We start from the raw sequence: 21,628 nt of genomic DNA on the forward strand, positions 1-21,628 counted from the left end.
GTTGTGCGGAGCCTTCGTGACGGAACTGGTCGCCACGTTGCATCGACGAAGAGTCGGGTCTTTCGATATCCAGGTCCGAGTGGCATGAAACGTTCCGAAGCGATTGAAGCGCGCGCTGCGGCCATTTCACGGAGTGCGCGACACCGGAGTTCACGGCACTATCGAAGACGACATCGGAGGCGCGCCCGGACGCTTGTCGCTCTTGATCGAACGCCGTTCTTGGGACGAAAAACAGCGCTTACATTTCACGCGCGGTACGCTTAGTTGGAGACAGTGGCGTGGCGTCCGCCAATCGGCATGGTTCAGCGCGCGCCTACCTGTAGAAACCTTCGACCTCAGAAGTCAGCCACTTGAAGCCCTGTTGTTCGCAAACAAAAGGTGTTATGCGCTCCATGGCGTGGAGGATTGTTCCATCATACCCGACGGGCTCGGCCGGATAGTCGTCCCACGTCAAACTGGAATTGAAGATTGGCGCGAGTGCCTGAGGCCGTGCGTAAAACATATTGCCGACGGGAAACTCTATCGAGGCCGGCAGTTTTCCAGATACGCCGAGCTTTACACAGAGTTCATGCGCGGGCAGGTAGTTTTCAGTCCAGCCGACGACGTTCGGGTCTTCCGGAAAAATCAAGCCGAGGTTCTTGTCCTGCGCAAAGGCGAACAGTGTCTCGTCGATCGCTGCGGTCGTCCCCCCGACAAGATTTTCAAACAAGAACTCTCGCCAAACATCGCCAAATGGCGAGATCGCCCCCCCCTCAGAAATCTCGAGGCTTTTCTTTCCGTGTATATGCCCCACAATATCGTAGTCTGCCAACATGTGACCGAACTCGGTGATCATCGGTCCGAAATCGCGGCCCCTGTTGGGAACATGCTTAATGATCGTCTTACTACGTTTATAGTCTGCGAGCCTCGAGGATACGTAACTTAGGCCTTCCTGCGAAGTAACACTGATGAGCAAGTCCGGTCTGGCTGAATTGCGCTTAATGCGCTCCAGAATATTGTCAAGGATGTCGAAATAGTGAAGATGGATATGGAGGCCAACTTTCAGATCGTTTGGCGGTAGGCTTGGGCTACCGGACTGCCCAAACCGGAGCACCTGTCTAAACCACGGCCCCTCTGGACGGCCTGTATCAATCCAGTGCGCCAATGGATTCTGAAACGGAGGCCGGTTCAATTCCGGATGATGCTCAAGGTAAATATGCGGCGAGAAACCCAGCAACGGCCGGCGGTAAATGCGGTCCACGCCCTGAACCCCACTGGCGGCAAATCGCAGATATTTGCGCACCTGCTCGTCCTTCGACGAGATTTTTCCCAAGGCATTCCCCAGTGAAACCTCCGAAAGAACATCCGCCTTTTTCAATATTTCGAAATCCTGTTTTTCCTGCTCAGTCATTGAGCGAGCGTCTTTCAGGATCTCAATCAGTCTGTTGACATATCTGCGCATGTCGAAGGCCTCGATAGATACTGCTCTCAAAGAATCACCAATGTCCCGTGAAAAACCAGGTTCAGTAGCAAGTCTCGCGAGAATCCCTGCTGCGGCATCGATATCCAGATAAGGTGCAACAAGAGGCTTGAATTGAGGGATATTCTGAAGAAACTCGGCGGTGCCCGAAGCGCCTTCGAAGCAGACGACCGGCATTCCCTGTTGCATCGCATCTATGGTGACATTGGGAAAGGGATCTAGCCTCGAACTCATCATCATTGCGTCGGCGTTCGCATAAAGCTTGTCCAGGCTTTTCGCGTCCACCCCCGGTATAATCGTTACTACATCTTCCAGGCCACTACGCGCAATCTGGTCTCGCAGCCAAACGCAGTATAAAAGATCCTGATCAGGATTATATCCATCGCCCACCCAAAGGAACCGTGTATTCTTGGGGCCTAGTTTCTGCGCCAGTCGATGAGCGACCGATATGAATAGGTCGACCCCTTTTCTGATCTGTACAAAACCGCAGCCGATCACCAGAAAACGCTTTTCCGACTTCTGCTTCTCGAGCAATATCTCAAGTTGTGTAGAAACCAGCACTCCTTCGTTTTCCGGAATCTCCGACTTGCCCTGCGGCAAAACTATACAGTTCCTGAAATCATTGGACGCTGCGGATTTGCGGGCAGAATTCGCCGTCAAAATCGAAGAGAAAACAACGACCTGTGAGCCGATCACCATATCGCGAACACGCGTCTGCGGGACAACATATTCCGCAAACTCGTGCATAAGGGTTACCGCTGGAACACCAAGTTCCTGAGCAGCGCTGGCGACATTGGCGGCCTCAACGCTGTTCGCAAGCACGTAGTCCAGGCCAAACCTTTCTTTGACCGGTCTTAGTATACGCTCCCGTAACACGCGACTATCGAGACCTGATGTCCCCTCCGGAGTGACGAGTAAGAGAGACGCGTGCTCACGGAAGCTCTCAACAAGAACTCCGTCTTTTAAAATAACGCTCACGACATTGCAGGTTTCGGCAAGCTGCGCTGATATATTACAGCCCAGGATGGGCGCACCTGTCATGGAAGCTTCATGTGATACCAGGACAACAGTCGGACGGCCCGTAACGAACGCACGTTTTCCCGCCGATGAGAGCTCGTCAAAATCCAGAGCTGTCAAGCGCTTTTCGTCTCTTCCATGCCGAAAATAGTGCATTAGAGGCGACGACTTTAGATCGGCAAGGTCCTTGTGGCCGTACCGATAGACGAGCGGATCAAACAATGAGCTCGGACGCAGATTGTCTTTTTCACCGTGCTGGAGATAATCGGAGAGGGCAGCATGCGCGGAGCCAAACACCTTACCCGCAGAGTTTTGATAGTAACGCACATCGAAGTAATCGCTTGCGACGATGTCATTGAGTATGGCGACGTCAAACGTCGACGCCCATCCTCCAATTGCTGACCATCGTCCCTGTCGGTAGCTTTCCAGAAAGCGTCGCGATATCTTCGTTAGAAGGTTTGAGCGCGAAAGGATCGCTTTTAACGTGTGCCTTTTTTTCTCATCCCTTAGGATGCGAACGACGTACCTTCTCACTCCACATTCCCCGATCTCAACATGGCAATTGCCATTTCCTCCAAGGCTTGCCTAACGGATCGAGGTTTCCAGCCGGCGTCCCGGAAAATCCGGTCAATGGAGAGTACGTTTTCGGGTATATCAAACGATCTTTGCGATGCGTAGTTAACAGTCGGCAAAATAGATGAAACCTGACTAATGGTCTCTAGGAGCTTTCGAAGTGAAAGACCCTCTCCCGAACCAACATTGTAAATCGAATTAATGCCCCGCGGTGCAGGGGCCATGCGCATGATCGCCGCCAGCGCGGACGAAGCGTCGTCGACATCGATATAGTCTCTGACGGTGCTTCCGTCGCCCCATATCGTAATGGGTTCTCGATGGATGATCTTTCGGGTAAATATCGAGGCGGCTCCTTGCAGCTTCGCCGCGGATTGATGCGCCCCGAAGGGATTGCTGAGGCGCGCGATCCTTATATCAAGATTGGTGCGCATGCGGATATTCAGTGCATATTGTTCCGCCGTCGCTTTGGTAATTCCGTAAATGCCGATCGGCCGCAGGGGGTGCTCTTCGGGAATGGGCAGCGTATCAGCAACACCGTACACCGTACCACCGGAAGAGACAAAGACGACGGGCACAGGCATACTCTTCGATAGCTCCTGGAACAGAGCCAGTGTACCTGCGAGATTAATCTGTACATCAGACGCCGGATCACTTTCGGCAGAGCCCGGCGTGGTCGACCATGCCAAGTGAAACACGCCATCTGGCCGCGCCTCAATGATATTGGCAATCGTCGACCGGTCTCGCAAATCATATTCGATCCAATGATGCAAATCACCGTCTTGATGACGCCCGCGGGTGGCTAGGATAACCTCGTCTCCACTGGCTTGCAGGATGCGCGCGAGGCTCCTCCCGACGAAGCCGGTGCCTCCGGTAATAAGGTACCTCGCCATTATTGTTTCCCCGCAAAGTTAGCAGTGGTCTTGGCCATCTCCTCGACCAGGAGCTCTACGTACGTCTCCATATCAAAACGCCTGCGAGCTAGGCTTACTGCGCGCAGCGACAGTTGATTACGCAACTCGTGATCGTTGGCAATCTCGAAAATTCGCGCCGCCGCTGTGCCAAAATCAAAATAGGGCACAACGAGTCGCTTGAGGATTTCATCCTCTTCGAAATAACCAGGGAACCCGCTGGCCGCCGCAAAGCAGATGACTGGAACACCCGCGCTCAAGGCATCAATAGCAACATTGGGTAGCGGATCCAGGCGTGAACTCAGGAACATTGCGTCCGCGCGCCTATAAAGCTTCTCGAGATCTTCCGCGGAGAGTGCGGGGACGATGCTAATATCCGCACCATATCCACCACGTTCAATCTGGTCCTTGAGCCAGACGCTCAGAAAATAATCGCGCCCCGGATCATATCCGTCGCCCACCCAGACGAATTTCGCCCGAACGCCACGAGCCAGAACTTGGGTTGCAGCTGCGATAAACAGATCTACCCCTTTACGCATCTGGACGTGGCCACATCCTATACATAAAAACGTACTTCCGTCTGCCAGCTCATTGAGCAGACTGTCCAGCGCCGAGGAATTCACCTGACCGCCGCTTACTGGAACTTCGCACTTCCCCTGAGGAACTATGATCGCATTCGGAAGGGTCATCCCCGTTGCATCGCGTGCAGACTTTGCGAGCAGTTCTGAGGAAAATACGACGGTGCCCGCGGAACCAAGTACCTTAAGGAGACGGGGGGGATAGGTATATTCAGCGAATTCGTGAATGAGCGCCATAGATGGAATCCCCAGAATGGCAGCTGCGCTGATTGCGATCTCTGACTCTACACTATTGGCAAGGATAAAATCCGCTCCGAACTTCTCCCGAAGGGGGCGTATCACACGGCGTGCGAATGCTTCGGGGTTGGCGTTTCCGATAGAGCCGGCAACAGGGATGACAAGTCCCACGCTATAGCGAACAAACTCAGCAGCCAGTTTGCCCCCGGAAAGCAAGACGCAAACCACATTATGGCTTTGGCTGAGTTGACGTACCAGATTCCAGCCCAGAATGGGGGCACCGGTGAAACTTCCGTCATGAACACACAGAATAATAGTCTTGCGCGTTGGGTCGTAAGTCTTCCCACCTGCCGTCAGAGGCTTCAACCGCCATAACTCTGCAGTATAGGATAATTGCAAAGCAATACTTTTTAGAACCGGTAGTCGCCGCGCCAGCTTGCGCGCTGCCGAAGACAGCAGTGGATGCCGATTAATAAGCGCGAATATCGCATTCATTCTCGTTTTAGATCACCTTTTTCTGTGCGCATGGCAAAGCACGCAACTATGCGACAGACGCTCCACGCTAGGCCTTATCTTCAGGCGAGCTTAGGCAAGCAATGCATTCAGCCACGCTTGTCCTCAATGCAACTAGGAAAAGATATCCGCTTACGCACGCCAGAGCACTTAATTGGTTTCAGGACCCGGATCAATATGCTACCGACGGCCTACGTGTTTTTAACCCCGTGACCATATGCAAACTTCGTTAACCTCAGCCAAAATCAGCGGCGTGATCGTGAGTTACAATCCCGATATAGACGCACTAAGGCATCTGGTGGCGGCAGTTGCTCCGCAATTGGATCAGCTGTTTATTGTCGACAATGGCTCCCGTTTAAATGTCAGCAGCAGCATTAACCACGGGATGTGTACCGAGATCATTGAGCTTGGCGACAACTATGGAATCGCGCGGGCGCAGAATATTGGCATCGAACGTGCCCGCTCGACTGGCTCAAGTTTCGTTTTGCTGTTGGATCAGGATAGCATTCCTGCCTCAGATATGGTCGCAAAGCTTCTTGCAGCTGTTCTCGCCAAACAGGAACAAGGGTATCAAGTAGCTTGCGTCGGACCTCACTATACCGACAGCCGCCAGCGAGATGCCGCTCCATTTATCAGGCTCGAGGGTCTGAAGCTCAAGCGCCAAATCTGTTCCGCATCCAATACGCTCGTCGATGTCGATTTTCTGATCGCTTCCGGATGCCTCATCCCCATCTCCACCATCGATGCAGTTGGCATGATGGTCGAGGATATGTTCATCGACTACGTCGATATCGAGTGGGGACTGCGAGCCCAGCAATTGGGATATCGATCCTATGGCGTTTGCGCTGCCACTATGAAACACGCATTGGGCGATGAATCTATTGCGTTTGGGAAGCGCCATGTCCCTGTTCACAGTCCATTGCGTCACTATTATCATATCCGCAATGCGATCTGGCTTTGTCGCCAAAAATGGATCCCGTCTCAATGGAAGTTCGTATTGATGTGGAGGGTCGCGCGTCAGTTCGCATTCTTCTCTTTGATGACCTCACCGCGGCTAGAGCACGCAAGAATGATGGCACTCGGGTTGCTTCATGGCGTCGTCAATCGAATGGGAAGAAGATAGCGTGAGTGTAAACGGCCAAGCGGACCTGCGCTAAAATCGAATAGCTCTGTCCATCCCGTGCTCAATCCAGACGTTGACATCGATGTTGGCGCATTGCGATATGAGCTCGATTTTATGGATGCTCATCCGGGCTGTGGCTTGCGAACGCCTACCGCATTCGCTGGATGGCAGCCGGGCTTGATGAGCAGCTTTCCCCGTTGCGTCTAACGATGTAGACTTCCGCTTGCTCGTGCTCAGCACTGGGCTTGGGGTCATTTATGCCGCACACACACAGCTATATCATTTGGAGTCCGCTTCGCACAGTCGCGACGACGCCGGCACCCGGGGGGCCACACTGGAGCTCGACGGCGGGGTTGCGGGAACGGGTGGGGTGCAAAAATCGGCGAGGACCCGTCTACAATCCGAACCTTTCCGATAAGGCCACAGATTGCCGACCAGCATTTCCTCGCGTTGCGCTTCCTTGGGCAGAGGGATCGCATTATCACTGACCATCGCTGCCAGCTACGGAGTTTCTCTAGCTGACGACTAACGTCCAGAGAGTAATGGGTAGCCGATCCGATATGGGCCGCCGGGAATCGCGTCTAGGAATCGTTGCACCACTAAATGGCACGCCCGCGCCAAATTTCTGATAGTTTCCAGATCCGCATCGAGGTTCCCCGCTTCCTTCGAAACCGCCGATAGGCAGCGTAGCGCCTACAGCCTGTTCAGTAGAGCGAGAATGGGAAGAAATTTGGTTTGGAGCGTGCTTTGGCGCCTTATCCCGGTTCGCTTGAGCACCGACAATCTCTCAAAGGGCCAACCACCGTTACGAGCCCGCTGAAAAGCGTGGAAAGCGGCACGATTTTCGGGAGTAAGGCGATCCTGGAAGGTCTTAACCGCCTCTTCGTGAGCAGTGTTCCACGCACGCCATTGCCCCCGGAAGGCCATCCACAATCTGGCGACTTGCATTGAGATGCTGTTATTGGCGCCAACCAGGTTGGCGGCGTGCTGACGGTATTTCAATACGGGCTCGGAATCATATCGGACAATCCCGCCACAGCCCGCGACAACAATATAGAACCACCAGTCATGGGAAATGAGTCGTGTTTTCGGCAAAGTGCTGACCACAAGATCCCTCGCCGCCTGATTGAACATCATGGTGTTGCCTCCACCGATGCTCTGGACCAAGGCATTGCGAAAACTTGGTTCGAGTTTGAAATCGGGCGACATTCCCGCATGATTGAGTTGTTCATCGACAATTTCAGTCCGAGCGAAGTAAACTGCCGGTGTGCCCGCATCGATCCTCGAGAGCCAGTCAAACGCACGTTCGAGTTTGTCCGGGTACCAAATGTCATCCTGGTCGCAAAACGCATAAGCGTCAGTGTTTTCGAGCTTCGAAAGGTTGTTAAGGAAGTTACCGCAAAAACCGAGATTGACGGGATTTCGTATCAAGCGGAAGCGAGCATCATTTTCGGCCAGAGCTTCGAGCATTTCGACGGTACCATCCGTTGAGCCGTCGTCGAAGAACGTGACATGCCAGTCGGTAAGCGTCTGCGCCTCAATGGATGCAATCTGCTCCCGAAGATGGCGCATACCATTATAGGTCGCGCAAAGAATCTCTATCAACCGAACATCTCCGAATTTTCAACAGGCGGCGGCGCGCGCTCGCTAGCATTTGGCACGGCCCGCGATCTGACAGCCAGAAGGACCGATAACCTTTAGCCACCCCCTCCGATCCAGTTCATAAAGCGGGCACCGGGCGATTTGTCTATCGGTTGTTTCATCACACATGTTTCGCAACCCCACGCGGCAAATGCCAGTGCCAGCGTGCGCCATAAAGCATGATCGTCATCCCTGCCAAGCGCCAACTGAAATTCAAAGGATGTCGGGCGTGAATTCTCCTTGGCTGCAGCCCTTATGCCACTCCAAAGCAGCTTGCGATCTCGGATGGAGGCGCCCGGCACCTGGGCCTCCCACGCGTCTCGATTGATGTCAGCCCCGTCATGAGACACCAAATGCTCGACATAACTGCGCATCAAGGCTTTTTGACCGGCAGGGATCCGCAAACTTAACTCTAGAACCCAATACATTGCCGCAGCGTGAATCGTCTGGTCCCGCGTTTCACGCATCCGGTGGCAGAACTGGATTCTCATCTTGCCGTCTAGGCCTCGCCAAGGTATGTGCTCAGCAGCACAATTGGCTATATCGCCGGCGTTGGCCGCTGTCACAATCCAGCGATCGAGCTTAATGCAAGGATGTACGCGTTGAATGTAGAACAACTGGAGATCGGGGACGTCAAAAAGATCATGCCCGCCAGGTTCGGTGACTCAAGGGGCTATTTCAGCGAAGTCTTTAAAGATTCCTGGTTCCGCAGCAACGTGGCCGACGTTTCTTTCGTGCAGGATAATGAGTCTCTTTCAGCGCAGCCGGGAACCGTTCGGGGATTGCATTTTCAGTTGCCTCCCTTTGCGCAAGGTAAACTAGTGCGCTGCCTGCGCGGCGCGCTCCTGGATGTGACCGTCGATATCAGACATGGCTCTCCGACATATGGGAAATGGGTGTCCGCAGAACTGTCCCCTGAGAATGGCTCACAACTTTGGGTGCCAGCCGGATTTGCGCATGGGTTCGTAACTTTGCAGCCTGATACGATCATAAGCTACAAAGTCACAGCTCCCTACAGCGCGGAGCATGACCGTGGCGTGCGGTGGAACGACGCCGAGATCGGGATCGAATGGCCGCAGATGGATGCCTACGTTCTTTCTGATAAGGACAATAAGCAGCCACTGCTTTCCGAACTCCCCGCATATTTTCAATTTTCGTAAAACGGAGGGCCTCATGCGTGTACTTTTAACAGGTGGCGCTGGCTTCATCGGTTCGGCATTGGTGCGCTATCTCGTCAGCGAGATCGGCGCCGACGTCCTCAATATCGACAAGCTGACCTATGCCGGCAATCTTGCCTCGCTGAAAGCGATCGAGAATGCTCCGAACTACAGGTTTCTCAAGGCCGACATTTGCGACAGAAGCGCTGTCAGCAGCGCTTTCGAGGAGTTTCGTCCCGATTATGTCATGCATCTGGCGGCGGAAAGCCATGTCGACCGCTCGATCACCGGCGCGGCGGATTTTATCGAAACGAATATAAACGGCACCTTCAGCATGCTGGAGGCCGCGCGGCAATATTGGCAAGGTCTTCCGGCGGAAGAAAAGGCGGCATTCAAGATGCTGCACGTGTCTACCGACGAAGTCTATGGTTCCCTCGGCGAAGACGGGCTGTTTGCCGAGACGACCCCTTACGATCCGTCCTCTCCCTACTCCGCGTCCAAGGCAGCAAGCGATCACCTCGCGACGGCGTGGGAAAGGACTTACGGCCTGCCCGTGATCATTTCCAACTGTTCGAACAATTATGGTCCTTTCCATTTCCCGGAAAAGCTCATTCCTCTCATCATATTGAACGCGCTGGAACGGAAGCCGTTGCCCGTCTATGGAAGCGGCTCGAACATTCGCGATTGGCTCTATGTCGACGACCACGCACGAGCGCTTTGGCTGATCGTGCAACGAGGCCGTCCCGGCGAAAAATACAATGTCGGCGGGCGCAACGAGCGGCGAAACATCGACGTTGTCGAGCGCGTGTGCGCGATCATGGATGAAATCCGGCCAGGAACCGCGCCGCATAGCGATCTTATAGGCTATGTTGCCGATCGGCCGGGCCACGATGCACGCTATGCCATCGACGCCACCAAGCTCGAGACCGAACTCGGCTGGAAAGCACTGGAGAATTTCGACAGCGGTATTCGCAAGACCGTCGAGTGGTATCTGGAAAACGCTTGGTGGTGGCAGCCGCTGCGTGAGCGTGTGTATTCCGGTGAACGGCTTGGCGTGTTGAAAAAGGTGTGAGATGCGCATCGCGGTAACAGGCAAAAGCGGCCAGGTCACGTCTGCGTTGCAAGCGCTTAACGTGGGGGGGATCGAGGTCATCGCCATCGGGAGGCCCGAGTTGGATTTGCTCGAGCCGTCGACGGTGCGTGAAACCATTGCGAAGCTCAAACCCGACGTCGTCGTCTCGTCCGCCGCCTACACTGCCGTTGACAAAGCCGAAAGCGATGAGGCGGCGGCTTTCGCCATTAATCGAGACGGCGCAAGGGCCATCGCCGCAGCGGCTGCCGAGCTGTCCCTTCCTGTCATCCATCTCTCGACCGATTATGTTTTCGATGGCGACAAACCCGAAAGCTATGTCGAGAGCGACCCGGTCGGACCGGTATCCGTCTATGGCAGATCGAAGCTCGAGGGCGAATATGCGGTCGCCGCAGCGAATGAAAACCATGTCATCCTGCGGACAGCGTGGGTCTATTCAACGTTTGGCCACAACTTCGTGAAAACGATGCTCAGGCTTGCGGAGACGCGGGAAGAGTTGAGCGTTGTCAGCGATCAACTGGGTTGCCCGACCTCCGCCAACGACATAGCCGAGGCTATCGTCAAAATAGCAGACAGGCTGGCAAACGACTCCAGTCCGGACTTGCGCGGCGTTTTTCATTTGGCCGGCAGCGGCGAAACGAGCTGGGCTGAGTTTGCACGATATGTAATGTCAGTTCTTGAGGAAAAGACTGGCAGGCGCGTCACCGTCAAGGACATTGCCACCGCTGACTACCCCACAGCCGCGAAACGGCCAGCTAATTCCAGATTGTGCTGCGATAAGTTGAAGGGCCTTTATGGCGTGAGCATGCCGGAGTGGCGGATGTCAGCGCGAGATGCTGTGACAAAGCTCTTGGAAGAGCCGAAGGAGGCCGTATGAAGGGTATAGTGCTTGCGGGGGGTAGCGGCAGTCGCCTGCACCCGATGACTCATTCGGTCTCGAAGCAGTTGCTTCCGATCTATGATAAACCAATGATCTACTACCCACTGACGACCTTGATGCTGGCTGGCATACGGGAAGTTTTGATCATCTCCACTCCACACGATATGCCGCTCTTTCAGCGTTTGCTGGGTGATGGCAGTGAATGGGGCATGTCTCTAAGCTATGCTGTCCAGCCAAGTCCCGATGGACTGGCCCAAGCCTATATCATCGGCGCAGACTTCGTGGCGGGCGGACCATCCTGTCTTATCCTCGGAGACAATATCTACTTCGGCCACGGCCTTCCGGAACTGCTCGAAGAAGGTGCGTCCAAGGGTGATGGCGCGACGGTGTTTGCCTATCATGTGCACGATCCCGAACGTTACGGTGTCGTCGAATTCGGCAGCAACATGACTGCCATTTCGATTGAAGAAAAGCCGGCGAAGCCTAAATCGCACTGGGCTGTCACCGGCCTTTATTTTTACGATGCAGATGTCGTTGATATCGCAGCCAATCTAAAGCCATCGCCACGCGGCGAATACGAGATCACCGATGTCAACAAGACATACCTGGAGCGGGGGAAGCTGCGTGTCTCGATGATGGGCCGGGGATATGCCTGGCTCGATACCGGCACGCCCGAAAGTCTGCTTGAGGCCGGCGAGTTCGTCCGCACGCTTGAAAAACGCCAGGGCTTCAAAATCGCCTGCCCGGAGGAAATTGCGCTGGCCAAAGGCTTCATCACGAAGGAGCACTTCGCCCAGATTGCCGCCAAAGCGGGCAAAGGCGATTACGGCCAATACTTGCGTGGCCTGGTGGATTAGAGCAATTCCCGCAAAAGTGCGCAGCGGTTTTGCGATAACGACACGCGTAAAACAAGGAGCTAAAGCGCGAGGAGCGAGCCTGAAAGTTTGCGACGCGCTTTAGAGGTCAGGCTGAAAGCCTCCTCCTGACGTCCTCTCCCAATTCCTTCATGCGATCGGCCGGAATGCGGCCGATCAGCATGAAGGCGTGCGTCTCGTTCGACCAGTAGATCATGTTCAGGCCCTTGCGACTTTCGAGGTCCGGCGCCTTGCTGCCCGCATCTGATTTGACGATGCACAGCGCCATCGGGCCGGTTTCGGGGTCGAGGTAGGCGATCTGGGCGAGCGGCTTGCCATCATATTGCAGCATCAGTGCGCGTTTGAAATCGATGCCCGGGAGCGACACGGCTTCAGGGGAGAGCGACAGGCCGAGTTTTTCGTCGAGCGGGCCGAGTTGGGCGGCCTGATCTTCCGTGGCGGGCACGGGGCCGGCCAAGGTTTCCGGGGTATAGAGCGAGATATAGTCGGCGACCACAGCGCGCCATTCGCTGTTTTCGTCCCTTGCCAAAAAACCTCTGCCGACGCCGATGGCGGCGCGGTCGATCGCGATGCCGGCTACCAGCGAGGCGGCGAGCGCGCCGAGGAAGCGGCGACGGCTGGCGAAAGCGGGCATGGGGCCGGATCTTGCGCTCGGCTGCGCCGAAATAGCGGCGAGCATCATCTCCAGCTTTTCGCGTGGGGCCTCAGACAGCAGCGGGGCGAAGGCTTGCTCGAATGGCAGGCTGGCACGCGCCAGGAATTCCAGCCGTTTGGCGGTGCTTTCGTCTTCGTTCACAATGGCTTCAATGCGCGCGGCCTCTTCGGCCGTCAGTTCACCGTCGATGAAGGCGGTCAGGTCCTCGTCGGAGGGAATGGTGTGCTTCGTGTTCATTGCCGTCCCCCTTCCGATCCGGCGCCGGAGAGCTTGGCGCGGGCAGCCGCCAGCCGGCTCATCACGGTTCCGATCGGGATATCCAATATGCCTGCAACCTCGCGATAGGAAAGCCCTTCCACATAGGCGAGGAAAATCACCGTCCTCTGCGCCTCAGGCAGCGCATTCACCTGTTTCAGCACCTGACCCGCCATCACATGCGTTTCGGTGTCGTGCGCACCGTCGAAGGTCAGCGTCTCCCCGGCATCGACGAAACCCTGGCCCTGGCGCACCCGGCGGGAGCGGATCTCGTTCAGCCAGATCGAGTGCAGGATCGAAAACAGCCAGCGGTCGAGCCGGGTGCCGGGGATGAACTGATCGGCGCGCTCGAGTGCGCGAAGGCAGGTCGCCTGCACCAGATCGTCGGCGACATCGCGCTGATGCGAGAGAACGAGACTATAACGCCAGAGCCTTGCCAGATTTTCCGTCAGGCCGCTCCTGATATCCGCTTCGCTCGCGATGGCCGCCTCCGCCAATCCTTCTTTCTTCGAAAGCGCCGGATGAACCGGCGATTCCATTCTCGCGCGACTATAGGCAGGAAAATGGCTGCGCGCGACCGACATTCTTACATCCCTTTCGTGCTTCCATTTTCCCGCCCCGTGGCCTGCTGATCAGATCTTCGAGGGATCGAGGATTGCGGCGTTCAGATCCTGATATTCCTCGCAGCCGATGCCGCAGATCGCCTTGATTGACCTCAGCTGGTCTTTGGCAAGATCGAGCTGACCCTTGATGACGTAGGCTTCGCCGAGATATTCGCGGACCTTGGCGTATTGCGGGTCCATCTTCACCGACTGCAGATAATAGGAGATGCCCTCGTCGGTGCGGCCGAGCTTGCGGGTGGCATAACCGCGATAATTCAGCACTTCGGCGGTGTTCTGATCCTTGACCGTGTCGAGCACGGCAAGCGCCTCCTCATAACGACCGGCCTTGGCCAGCGAATAGGCATAGTCGGCGCGGTTCTCGTCGGAGACGTTGGCGCTCTGCTGCTTGACGCATTTCTTGGTCTTCTGGTCGTAGATCTCGCCCTTCTTGCAGGTGGGCGTCGTGCTGCTATCATTGCCAACCGCAAAAACCGGGCCGGAGACAACAGAAGCGGCAAGGCAGCCGCCGAGAATGATGGAAGCGATGCGGGCTGTCATGATCGTCATGGGGAAACTCCTCGAAAGTGACGTTGCGACGAGAGAACACCGCTGCATCCAGCTTTATTCGGCTGCTGCTTGCATTTCTTTCTTCACCCTTTCGTGAAGCTTCAGAGCTGAATAATTTGGGCGTCTGCGTGTTTTCCTTCGTTCCGCCGGAGGGACAAGGAGAATTCTGTGACCGACACCGTCAAACTCGTCAGCCTCGCCGTTGCCACACCCGAACATGTCATTTTCCAAAAACAGGCGGTCGAAGCCTCGGCCCGGCTGTTTGCCGACCGCTTCGAGGATTTCCGCCATCTTGCACGCGTCTTCGATAGCGCCGGCATCGAAAAGCGGCATGCGGCGCGGCCGCTTGCCTGGTTCGACGAGCCACATGGCTGGCAAGACCGGATGCAGGCCTTTGCCGAGGTGGCAGGCGGGCTTTTCGTCGAGGCTGCCAGCTCGGCCCTTCGCCAGGCAGGGCTTGAGGCCGGCGATGTCGACTGTGTCGTGACCGTCTCCTCCACCGGTTTTACGACACCGAGCCTTGATGCGCAGCTTAGCCGCAGGATGGGTTTCAGACCCGATATCGAACGCGTGCCGGTCTTCGGGCTCGGCTGTGCCGCCGGCGTATCAGGCTTTGCGATCGCCTCACGGCTGGCGCGAGGCCGGCCGGGCACTGTTGTGCTTTTCGTCTCGATCGAGCTTTGCACGCTCGCCTTCCGGCTGGACGAGCTGACCCGCCCCAACATCATCGCAACGGCGCTTTTCGGCGACGGCGCTGCCGCCTGCGTACTCCGCGCTGGCGGAGACGGGTTGGCGGAGGTGGAATCAACCGGCGAGCATCTCTTTCCCGACACGCTCGACATCATGGGCTGGAAGATCGATGACGGCGGCTTCGGTATCGTGCTGGCGCAATCGCTGCCGCCGTTTGCCGAAAAGGAGCTCGGCCCGGCGGTAACGGCCATTCTGGCGCGAAACGGGCTGAGAGTGGAGGATATCGACCGCTTCATTTGCCATCCCGGCGGCATGAAGGTGCTGGCCGCGATGGAGAGCGCGCTTTCGATACCGCCGGGCACGTTGGATCACGAGCGCACCGTGCTGGCCGAATACGGGAACATGTCCTCGCCGACCATCCTGTTCGTGCTGGAGCGGGCAATCCGCGCCGGATTGCCGGCGCGCTCCGCGATGATTGCCATGGGGCCTGGCTTTTCGGCCAGCTGCGTGACGCTGCGGAGGGCGGCATGATGTGGCCGTCGATCGCGCTTTTGACGTTCGTGACGCTGCAGCGGCCGGCGGAACTCGTGCTCGCCCGGCGCAACACGGCGGCGCTTCTTGCCAGAGGCGCCAGAGAGGTCGCACCCGAGCATTATCTCACCATGGTGGCGCTGCATGCAGGCTGGATCATCGGCCTTTGGTTGCTTGCACCGGGCAGGCCGATCGCGCTCTTCTGGTTTCTCGTGTTCATGGGGCTGCAGGCGCTGCGGCTCTGGGTGTTCGCGACGCTGAAAGGCCGCTGGACGACGCGCATCATCATCCTGCCCGGCGCGCCACTCGTCAGCTCCGGCCCCTATCGCTTCCTCCGCCATCCGAACTATGCGATCGTCGTCGGCGAGATCGCCGTCCTTCCCCTCGCCTTCGGCCTACCGCTTTACGCGATCGTCTTTTCCCTTCTCAACGCGCTTATTCTCCAAGTGCGCGTGAAGGCTGAAAATGCCGCACTGAAAAGCGCAATGATTTTGAAATGAATGCGATTTTCCGTTTGCGTCGCGGTATCGGCACGGGCATTTTCACCCCGATAAACAAAGTGGAATGCAAGCGGAAATGACTAAAAACGCAATCGTACTCGGCGCCGGCATCGTCGGGGTTTCCACGGCCATCCATCTTCAGCGGCGCGGCCGGCAGGTGACGCTGATCGACCGAAAGGATCCGGGCAACGAAACCTCCTTCGGCAATGCCGGCCTGATCCAGCGCGAAGGTGTCGCGCCTTACGGCTTTCCCCAGCAGCTCGGGCTTTTGCTGCGTTATGCGCTGAATAACCGCATCGACGCGCATTATCACCTTCGCACACTGCCGAGCCAGCTCGCCTTTCTCGCCCGCTACTGGTGGAATTCGAATGCCCGGCGCCACGCCATCATCACCCGGGCCTATGCGCCGCTGATCGCAAATTCGGTTGTGGAACATAAGGACCTGATCGAGGCGTCGCAGGCCGAAGGGTTGATCCGCAAGGACGGTTGGATAAAGATTTTCCGCAGTGAAGCCAAGCGCGACGGGGCTCTTGCGGAGGCAGCACTTTGGCAGAATGAATTCGGCGTGGAGTATGACAGCCTGACGCCGGCCGATATCGCCCGCATGGAACCGCATATGACCGGGGATTTCGCCGGCGGTATTCACTGGCGCGATCCCTGGTCGGTGCTCGACCCGCATGCGCTGACATCGGCCTATCGCCGCTATTTCGAAAGCCTCGGTGGCAAGTTCGTCACGGGTGACGCCGCCTCGCTCGGTCAGTTCGGCTCCGGCTGGAAGATCATGACCAGGGAAGGTCCGCTCGAGGCAGAGGATGCGGTGATGGCGCTCGGCCCCTGGGCGGCCGTTGCAACGCGCCGGCTCGGCTATTCTTTCCCGCTCGGCGTCAAGCGCGGCTATCACATGCACTATGCCGCCGAGGGCAATGCCGTGCTCAACAACTGGACGCTCGATGCCGAACGCGGCTATCTCCTTGCGCCGATGCGCCGCGGCATCCGCCTGACGACAGGGGCGGAGTTTGCAACGCTCGACGCACCGAAGACGCCGGTCCAGCTCGACAGGGCCGAAGCCGTGGCGCGTACGATCTTTCCGCTCGGAGGCAGGCTCGATCCCGAACCTTGGATGGGGGCGCGCCCCTGCACGCCAGACATGATGCCTGTTATCGGCAAAGCGCCGCGCCATCACGGCCTGTGGTTTGCCTTCGGCCATGCCCATCACGGGTTGACGCTCGGGCCGGTGACCGGCCGCGTGCTTGCCGAACTCATCACCGGCGAGACGCCGTTCATCGATATCGCGGCCTATTCGCCGCGGCGTTTCAACCCGTAACGCCGAGCGCTGCGAGGCCTTCGAGTGCCGTTGCCGCGATGCCTTCGATCGTATCGTCGATATCGACAGTGACGACGCCCGGCTCGCCTGTGGGCACCTCAAGCGTCGCCAACTGGCTGTCGAGCAGCGAGACCGGCATGAAATGTCCCTTGCGCTCGCACATACGCTTCATCAGCAGCGCCCTGGAACCTTCGAGATAGACGAAGAACAAATTGCCACCGACAGCCGCCCGCAGCCTGTCGCGATAGATGCGCTTCAGCGCCGAGCAGGAGACGATGATGCCCTCGCTTTTCTCCAGCGAGGCCTTCATGTCTTCGCCGATCCGGTCGAGCCAGGGCATTCGGTCCTCATCGGTCAGCGGAATGCCCTTCGACATCTTCTCGACATTGGCGGTCGGATGAAGCGCATCACCTTCGACGAAGACCAGGTGCAGGGCTTCGGCGAGTTTCTCGCCTGCGGAGGATTTGCCGCAGCCGCTGACCCCCATGACGATGATCGCATGGGGTCTGTTCATCTGCTCATCCGGCATGTTTGCTCCTCGGGCTTGTCTTCCCGCTCAATCGAGCGGGAAATGACAGGCATATTGATGTGTGCCTTCCCCAGTTAATTCGGGAGAAACCTGGCGGCAATGGTCCTGCGCCTTCCAGCAGCGCGGATTGAAGTGGCAACCCGACGGCGGCTTCAACGGCGAAGGCAGTTCGCCCTGCAGGCGAATGCGGGTCTTTTCGCGATCGGGATCGGCGATCGGCGTCGCCGACAGCAAGGCTGCCGTATAGGGATGGCGCGGCCTGGCGAAGACCTCGGCGGCGGGACCGGTTTCCACGGGACGGCCGAGATACATCACCATCACCTCGTCGGCGATATGATGGACGACGGACAGGCCATGCGAGATGAAGAGATAGGCAAGCCCCATCTCCTTCTGCAGGTCCATCAAGAGGTTCAGCACCTGCGCCTGGATCGAAAGGTCGAGCGCCGAAACCGGTTCGTCGAGCACCAGTACCTTCGGCCGCAGCATCAGGGCGCGGGCAATGGCGATGCGCTGACGCTGGCCGCCTGAGAACATATGGGGATAACGGCCATAATGCTCCGAACGCAGACCGACGCGGGCCATCATCTCCTCCACCTTGCGACGGCGGGCGGCGGCGTTGAGATCGGTGTTGATCTTCAGCGGCTCTTCGAGGATCGAACCGACCTTCTGGCGCGGGTTGAGCGAGCCGTAGGGGTTCTGGAAGACGATCTGCACCTGGCTGCGCAGGCTGCGGTCACCGACATGGGCCGGCTTGCCGTCGATCAGCAACTGCCCCGACGTCGGATTCTCGATCATGGTGACCAGGCGGGCGAGCGTCGACTTGCCACAGCCGGATTCGCCGACGACGGCGAGCGTCTTGCCGGAATGGAGGCTGAAGCTGACGCCATTCAGCGCCTTGACGGTGGCATCGGCTTTGAAGAGGCCGCGGTTGACGGTGTAAAAGCGGGCGAGATCCCTGCCCTCGAGAACGGCGTCCATCATACGAGGTCTCCTGCAGTTTCAACTGCCATGATGCCGGGATGCCCGAGCGGCTTGCCGTCCTTCAAAGGATAGTTGCAGAGCGCCAGTCCGAGCTCCGGCCCCTGGCGGACGACGCCGCGATCGCATTCGACCGTGGCGAAGCCGCAGCGCGGCGCGAAGAGACAGCCCGTCGGGCGACCATGTTGGCCGGGAACGACACCAGCGATCGAGGGAAGACGCTGGCCGACTTTGGCGCGTTCCGGCAGAGCGGCGAGCAGGGCTGCGGTATAGGGATGATGCGGATCGCGAAACAGCGCCCTCACCGGCTGTTCTTCGACCTTCTGGCCGGCATATTGCACCTGCACACGTTCGGCGGTTTCGGCAACGACGCCCATGTCGTGGGTGATCAGAACCAGCGCCATGCCCTGCTCCTTCTGCAGGCGAACGAGCAGATCGAGGATCTGTGCCTGGATCGTCACGTCCAGCGCGGTCGTCGGCTCGTCGGCGATGAGCAGCTTCGGATTGCAGGCGAGCGCCATGGCGATCATGACGCGCTGGCTCATGCCGCCGGACATCTGATGCGGGAAGTTCGACAGGCGCTCTTCCGGCGCCGGAATGCCGACGAGGTTCAAGAGCTCGATCGAGCGTTGGCGGCGCTCCTTGCGGTTGAGGCCCATATGGAAGCGCAAGGTCTCGCCGAGCTGGAAGCCGACCGTGAAGCACGGATTGAGGCTCGACATCGGCTCCTGAAAGATCATCGCCATATCCTTGCCGACGATCCTGCGGCGCTGGCGGGCGGAGATGCCACGCAGATCCTTGCCGTCGAACTGCATGCGGTCGGCGGTGATCTTCGCCGTCCAGGGCAAAAGCCCCATGAGGGCAAGCATGGCAACGGATTTACCCGAGCCGGATTCGCCGACGACCGAGAGGATCTCGCCCTTGTCGCAGACAAGCGATACGCCGTCGACGGCGCGGAAGAGACCGGAAGAGGTCTGGAATTCGACAGTCAGATTTTCAATCTCGAGGAGTGGCATCACGACCTCTTCAGTTTGGGATCGAGCGCGTCGCGCAGGCCGTCGCCCATCAGGTTGATGGCGAGAACGGTGATGAGGATGGCAAGACCCGGAAACGTCACCACCCACCAGGCGCGCGAGATGAACTCACGGGATTCGGCCAGCATCGTCCCCCATTCGGGTGTCGGCGGCTGGGCGCCCATCCCGAGAAAGCCGAGGGCGGCGGCATCGAGAATCGCCGCCGAGAAGGCGAGCGTCGCCTGAACGATCAGTGGCCCAAGACAGTTCGGCAGGATCGTCTTGAACATCAAACGGAAGGTGCCGGCACCAGCGACACGCGAGGCAATCACATATTCCTTCTCACGCTCTGAAATGACCGAGGCACGCGTCAGCCGCACGAAATGCGGCTGGTTGACCAGCGAAATCGCGATCATCGCATTGGTCAGTCCAGGCCCGAGCACGGCCACCAGCACGAGAGCCAGCAGCAGCGACGGGAAGGCCAGGATGATATCCATCAGGCGCATGATCGCGGTATCGATCTTACCGCGGAAAAATCCGGCGACGAGGCCGATCAAGACGCCTGAAATGACCGATAACGTGACGACGACGACGCCGATGAAGAGCGAGAACCGCGCGCCGTAGATCAGGCGCGAAAGGATATCGCGGCCGACGGCATCCGTTCCGAGCGGGAAGGAAGCGTTGCCGCCCTCCATCCAGAACGGCACGGCCAGTAGTACCGCACGGTTCTGCTCGTTCGGTTGATGTGGCGCAAAGAGTGGCGCGAGGACTGCGACGACCAGAATGATGATGAAAACCACCAGGCCGATGACGGCGCCCTTGTTGCGGGAGAAATAATGCCAGAACTCCGCAAGAGCGGATGGCTGACCGGCTTTGACGGTGACCGTGCTCATGGACCGCTCCTAATGACGAATGCGCGGATTGATGAAGCCGTAGAGAACATCAACAATCAGATTGACCAGCATGATGACGCCGGCGATCAACAGAAGACCGCCCTGGACCACGGCGTAATCGCGCTTGAAGACCGAATCGACCATCCATTTGCCGATACCCGGCCAGGAGAAAATCGTCTCGGTGAGGATGGCGCCGGCAAGAAGGACGCCGATCTGCAGACCGATCGTGGTGATGACGGGGATCATCGCATTTCGCAACGCGTGCACGCCGACGACGCGCAACGGCTTCAGACCCTTCGAACGCGCCGTGCGGACATAGTCCTCGCCCAGAACCTCGAGCATCGCCGAACGCGTCTGGCGGGCGATAACCGCGAGCGGGATGGTCGCCAGCACGATGGTCGGCAGAATGAGGTAGCTGACCGCCGAGGCGAAGGCGCCCTTTTGGCCCGACAGCAGGCTGTCGATCAGCATGAAGCCGGTGACCGGCTTGAAGAAATACATCAGCGAGATGCGGCCGGAAACCGGTGTCCAGCCGAGATAGCCGGAGAAGAAGATGATAAGCAGCAAGCCCCACCAGAAGATCGGCATGGAATAACCGATGAGGGCAACACCCATCACGCTCTGATCGAACCACGTGCCTCGCTTGACGGCCGCAAAGACGCCGGCGGGCACTCCAAGACAGACCGCGATGATGATGGCACAGAGCGAAAGTTCCAGCGTTGCCGGGAACAACGTGAAGAACTCACCGAGAACGGGCCGCTTGGTGACGATCGAGGTGCCGAGATCGCCGTGCAACACTTTTACGATATAATCGAAATATTGCACATATATGGGCCGGTCGAAGCCGAGATCGTGCATGATCTGGGCGTGACGTTCCGGCGCCATGACACGTTCCCCCGACAGAAGCATGACCGGATCACCGGGAATCAGGCGGATGAACGAGAAGGCAATGAGTGAAACGCCGAGAAACGTCGGGATCAGCACCGCGAGGCGGCCGATGAAAAAACGCAACATAGCAGGTTTTCCAATAGTTTCCGGCG

General features: G+C 57.7%; 21 protein-coding genes. 8 read left to right on the top strand and 13 right to left on the bottom strand.

Annotated features, from left to right (window positions below; translation table 11 throughout):
* Positions 1-313: 313 nt before the first annotated feature.
* The 3 genes from BS629_RS13115 to BS629_RS13125 are packed head-to-tail and all read right to left on the bottom strand — an operon-like array spanning position 314 to position 5,267.
* Positions 314-3,010, bottom strand: a complete 2,697-nt coding sequence (locus tag BS629_RS13115) for a rhamnan synthesis F family protein (RefSeq protein ID WP_018244895.1) — start codon at positions 3,008-3,010, stop codon at positions 314-316.
* Entirely contained in the window at positions 3,007-3,939 is a 933-nt protein-coding gene (locus BS629_RS13120) for an NAD-dependent epimerase/dehydratase family protein (protein ID WP_018244894.1), read from the bottom strand. The genes BS629_RS13115 and BS629_RS13120 overlap by 4 nt, the downstream gene beginning before the upstream one ends.
* The gene (locus BS629_RS13125) at positions 3,939-5,267 is read right to left on the bottom strand and encodes a glycosyltransferase family 4 protein (protein WP_104891236.1); all 1,329 of its coding nucleotides are present in this window, start codon (positions 5,265-5,267) and stop codon (positions 3,939-3,941) included. Before BS629_RS13125 ends, BS629_RS13120 begins: the two co-directional genes overlap by 1 nt.
* Before the next feature lie 277 nt (positions 5,268-5,544).
* Here BS629_RS13125 and BS629_RS13130 point away from each other — a divergent pair, with 277 nt between their 5' ends.
* On the top strand, positions 5,545-6,408 hold the full coding sequence (locus BS629_RS13130; protein ID WP_157626507.1) for a glycosyltransferase family 2 protein: 864 nt from the start codon (positions 5,545-5,547) through the stop codon (positions 6,406-6,408).
* Between the two features lie 693 nt (positions 6,409-7,101).
* On the opposite strand, the gene BS629_RS13140 is transcribed toward BS629_RS13130, so the two are convergent.
* On the bottom strand, positions 7,102-8,013 hold the full coding sequence (locus BS629_RS13140) for a glycosyltransferase family 2 protein (protein ID WP_018244891.1): 912 nt from the start codon (positions 8,011-8,013) through the stop codon (positions 7,102-7,104).
* Between the two features lie 92 nt (positions 8,014-8,105).
* On the bottom strand, positions 8,106-8,666 hold the full coding sequence (locus tag BS629_RS13145) for a hypothetical protein (RefSeq protein WP_245268262.1): 561 nt from the start codon (positions 8,664-8,666) through the stop codon (positions 8,106-8,108).
* On the opposite strand from BS629_RS13145, the gene rfbC reads away from it, so the two are divergent.
* Genes rfbC through rfbA form a run of 4 tightly spaced genes read left to right on the top strand, consistent with a single transcriptional unit; the run spans position 8,643 to position 12,033 of the window.
* Entirely contained in the window at positions 8,643-9,209 is a 567-nt protein-coding gene (gene rfbC, locus BS629_RS13150) for a dTDP-4-dehydrorhamnose 3,5-epimerase (protein ID WP_018244889.1), read from the top strand. The genes BS629_RS13145 and rfbC overlap by 24 nt on opposite strands.
* 13 nt (positions 9,210-9,222) lie before the next feature.
* Positions 9,223-10,278, top strand: coding sequence for a dTDP-glucose 4,6-dehydratase (gene rfbB / locus BS629_RS13155; protein ID WP_018244888.1), 1,056 nt, complete (start codon positions 9,223-9,225; stop codon positions 10,276-10,278).
* A gap of 1 nt (position 10,279) precedes the next feature.
* Complete coding sequence (gene rfbD / locus BS629_RS13160) at positions 10,280-11,173, top strand: dTDP-4-dehydrorhamnose reductase (protein WP_018244887.1); 894 nt, start codon at positions 10,280-10,282, stop codon at positions 11,171-11,173.
* The gene (gene rfbA / locus BS629_RS13165) at positions 11,170-12,033 is read left to right on the top strand and encodes a glucose-1-phosphate thymidylyltransferase RfbA (protein ID WP_018244886.1); all 864 of its coding nucleotides are present in this window, start codon (positions 11,170-11,172) and stop codon (positions 12,031-12,033) included. The genes rfbD and rfbA overlap by 4 nt, the downstream gene beginning before the upstream one ends.
* A 106-nt stretch (positions 12,034-12,139) precedes the next feature.
* On the opposite strand, the gene BS629_RS13170 is transcribed toward rfbA, so the two are convergent.
* The 3 genes from BS629_RS13170 to BS629_RS13180 are packed head-to-tail and all read right to left on the bottom strand — an operon-like array spanning position 12,140 to position 14,130.
* Entirely contained in the window at positions 12,140-12,943 is an 804-nt protein-coding gene (locus BS629_RS13170; RefSeq protein ID WP_018244885.1) for an anti-sigma factor family protein, read from the bottom strand.
* A complete protein-coding gene (locus BS629_RS13175; protein WP_018244884.1) occupies positions 12,940-13,545 on the bottom strand; it encodes an RNA polymerase sigma factor in 606 nt (201 codons plus the stop codon). The genes BS629_RS13170 and BS629_RS13175 overlap by 4 nt, the downstream gene beginning before the upstream one ends.
* 48 nt (positions 13,546-13,593) lie before the next feature.
* Positions 13,594-14,130, bottom strand: a complete 537-nt coding sequence (locus tag BS629_RS13180; protein WP_018244883.1) for a tetratricopeptide repeat protein — start codon at positions 14,128-14,130, stop codon at positions 13,594-13,596.
* A 168-nt stretch (positions 14,131-14,298) separates the two neighbouring features.
* Between BS629_RS13180 and BS629_RS13185 the strand changes: the two genes are divergently transcribed.
* The 3 genes from BS629_RS13185 to BS629_RS13195 all read left to right on the top strand — a co-directional run bounded on the left by BS629_RS13185 (position 14,299) and on the right by BS629_RS13195 (position 17,175).
* Positions 14,299-15,351 carry a type III polyketide synthase gene (locus BS629_RS13185; RefSeq protein WP_018244882.1) on the top strand — a complete coding sequence of 351 codons (1,053 nt, stop codon included), beginning with the start codon at positions 14,299-14,301 and terminating at the stop codon, positions 15,349-15,351.
* Positions 15,348-15,851, top strand: a complete 504-nt coding sequence (locus tag BS629_RS13190) for an isoprenylcysteine carboxyl methyltransferase family protein (RefSeq protein ID WP_018244881.1) — start codon at positions 15,348-15,350, stop codon at positions 15,849-15,851. Before BS629_RS13185 ends, BS629_RS13190 begins: the two co-directional genes overlap by 4 nt.
* A gap of 76 nt (positions 15,852-15,927) precedes the next feature.
* Positions 15,928-17,175: an NAD(P)/FAD-dependent oxidoreductase gene (locus tag BS629_RS13195; RefSeq protein ID WP_018244880.1), complete on the top strand. Its 1,248-nt coding sequence runs from the start codon at positions 15,928-15,930 to the stop codon at positions 17,173-17,175.
* Here the strand turns inward: BS629_RS13195 and BS629_RS13200 are convergent.
* From BS629_RS13200 to BS629_RS13220, 5 genes are read right to left on the bottom strand one after another with little or no spacing between them, the layout of a single operon-like run.
* Positions 17,165-17,704, bottom strand: coding sequence for a gluconokinase (locus BS629_RS13200; RefSeq protein WP_018244879.1), 540 nt, complete (start codon positions 17,702-17,704; stop codon positions 17,165-17,167). The genes BS629_RS13195 and BS629_RS13200 overlap by 11 nt on opposite strands.
* A 27-nt stretch (positions 17,705-17,731) precedes the next feature.
* Positions 17,732-18,685 (bottom strand): peptide ABC transporter ATP-binding protein, encoded by a 954-nt coding sequence (locus BS629_RS13205; RefSeq protein WP_018244878.1) that lies wholly within the window; start codon positions 18,683-18,685, stop codon positions 17,732-17,734.
* A complete protein-coding gene (locus BS629_RS13210) occupies positions 18,682-19,698 on the bottom strand; it encodes an ABC transporter ATP-binding protein (RefSeq protein WP_020493419.1) in 1,017 nt (338 codons plus the stop codon). Before BS629_RS13210 ends, BS629_RS13205 begins: the two co-directional genes overlap by 4 nt.
* Entirely contained in the window at positions 19,698-20,588 is an 891-nt protein-coding gene (locus BS629_RS13215; protein ID WP_018244876.1) for an ABC transporter permease subunit, read from the bottom strand. The genes BS629_RS13210 and BS629_RS13215 overlap by 1 nt, the downstream gene beginning before the upstream one ends.
* 9 nt (positions 20,589-20,597) lie before the next feature.
* Complete coding sequence (locus BS629_RS13220; protein WP_018244875.1) at positions 20,598-21,602, bottom strand: ABC transporter permease subunit; 1,005 nt, start codon at positions 21,600-21,602, stop codon at positions 20,598-20,600.
* Positions 21,603-21,628 lie beyond the last annotated feature (26 nt).

The sequence above is a fragment of the Rhizobium leguminosarum bv. viciae USDA 2370 genome (assembly GCF_002008365.1).
Taxonomy (GTDB): Bacteria; Pseudomonadota; Alphaproteobacteria; order Rhizobiales; family Rhizobiaceae; genus Rhizobium; species Rhizobium leguminosarum.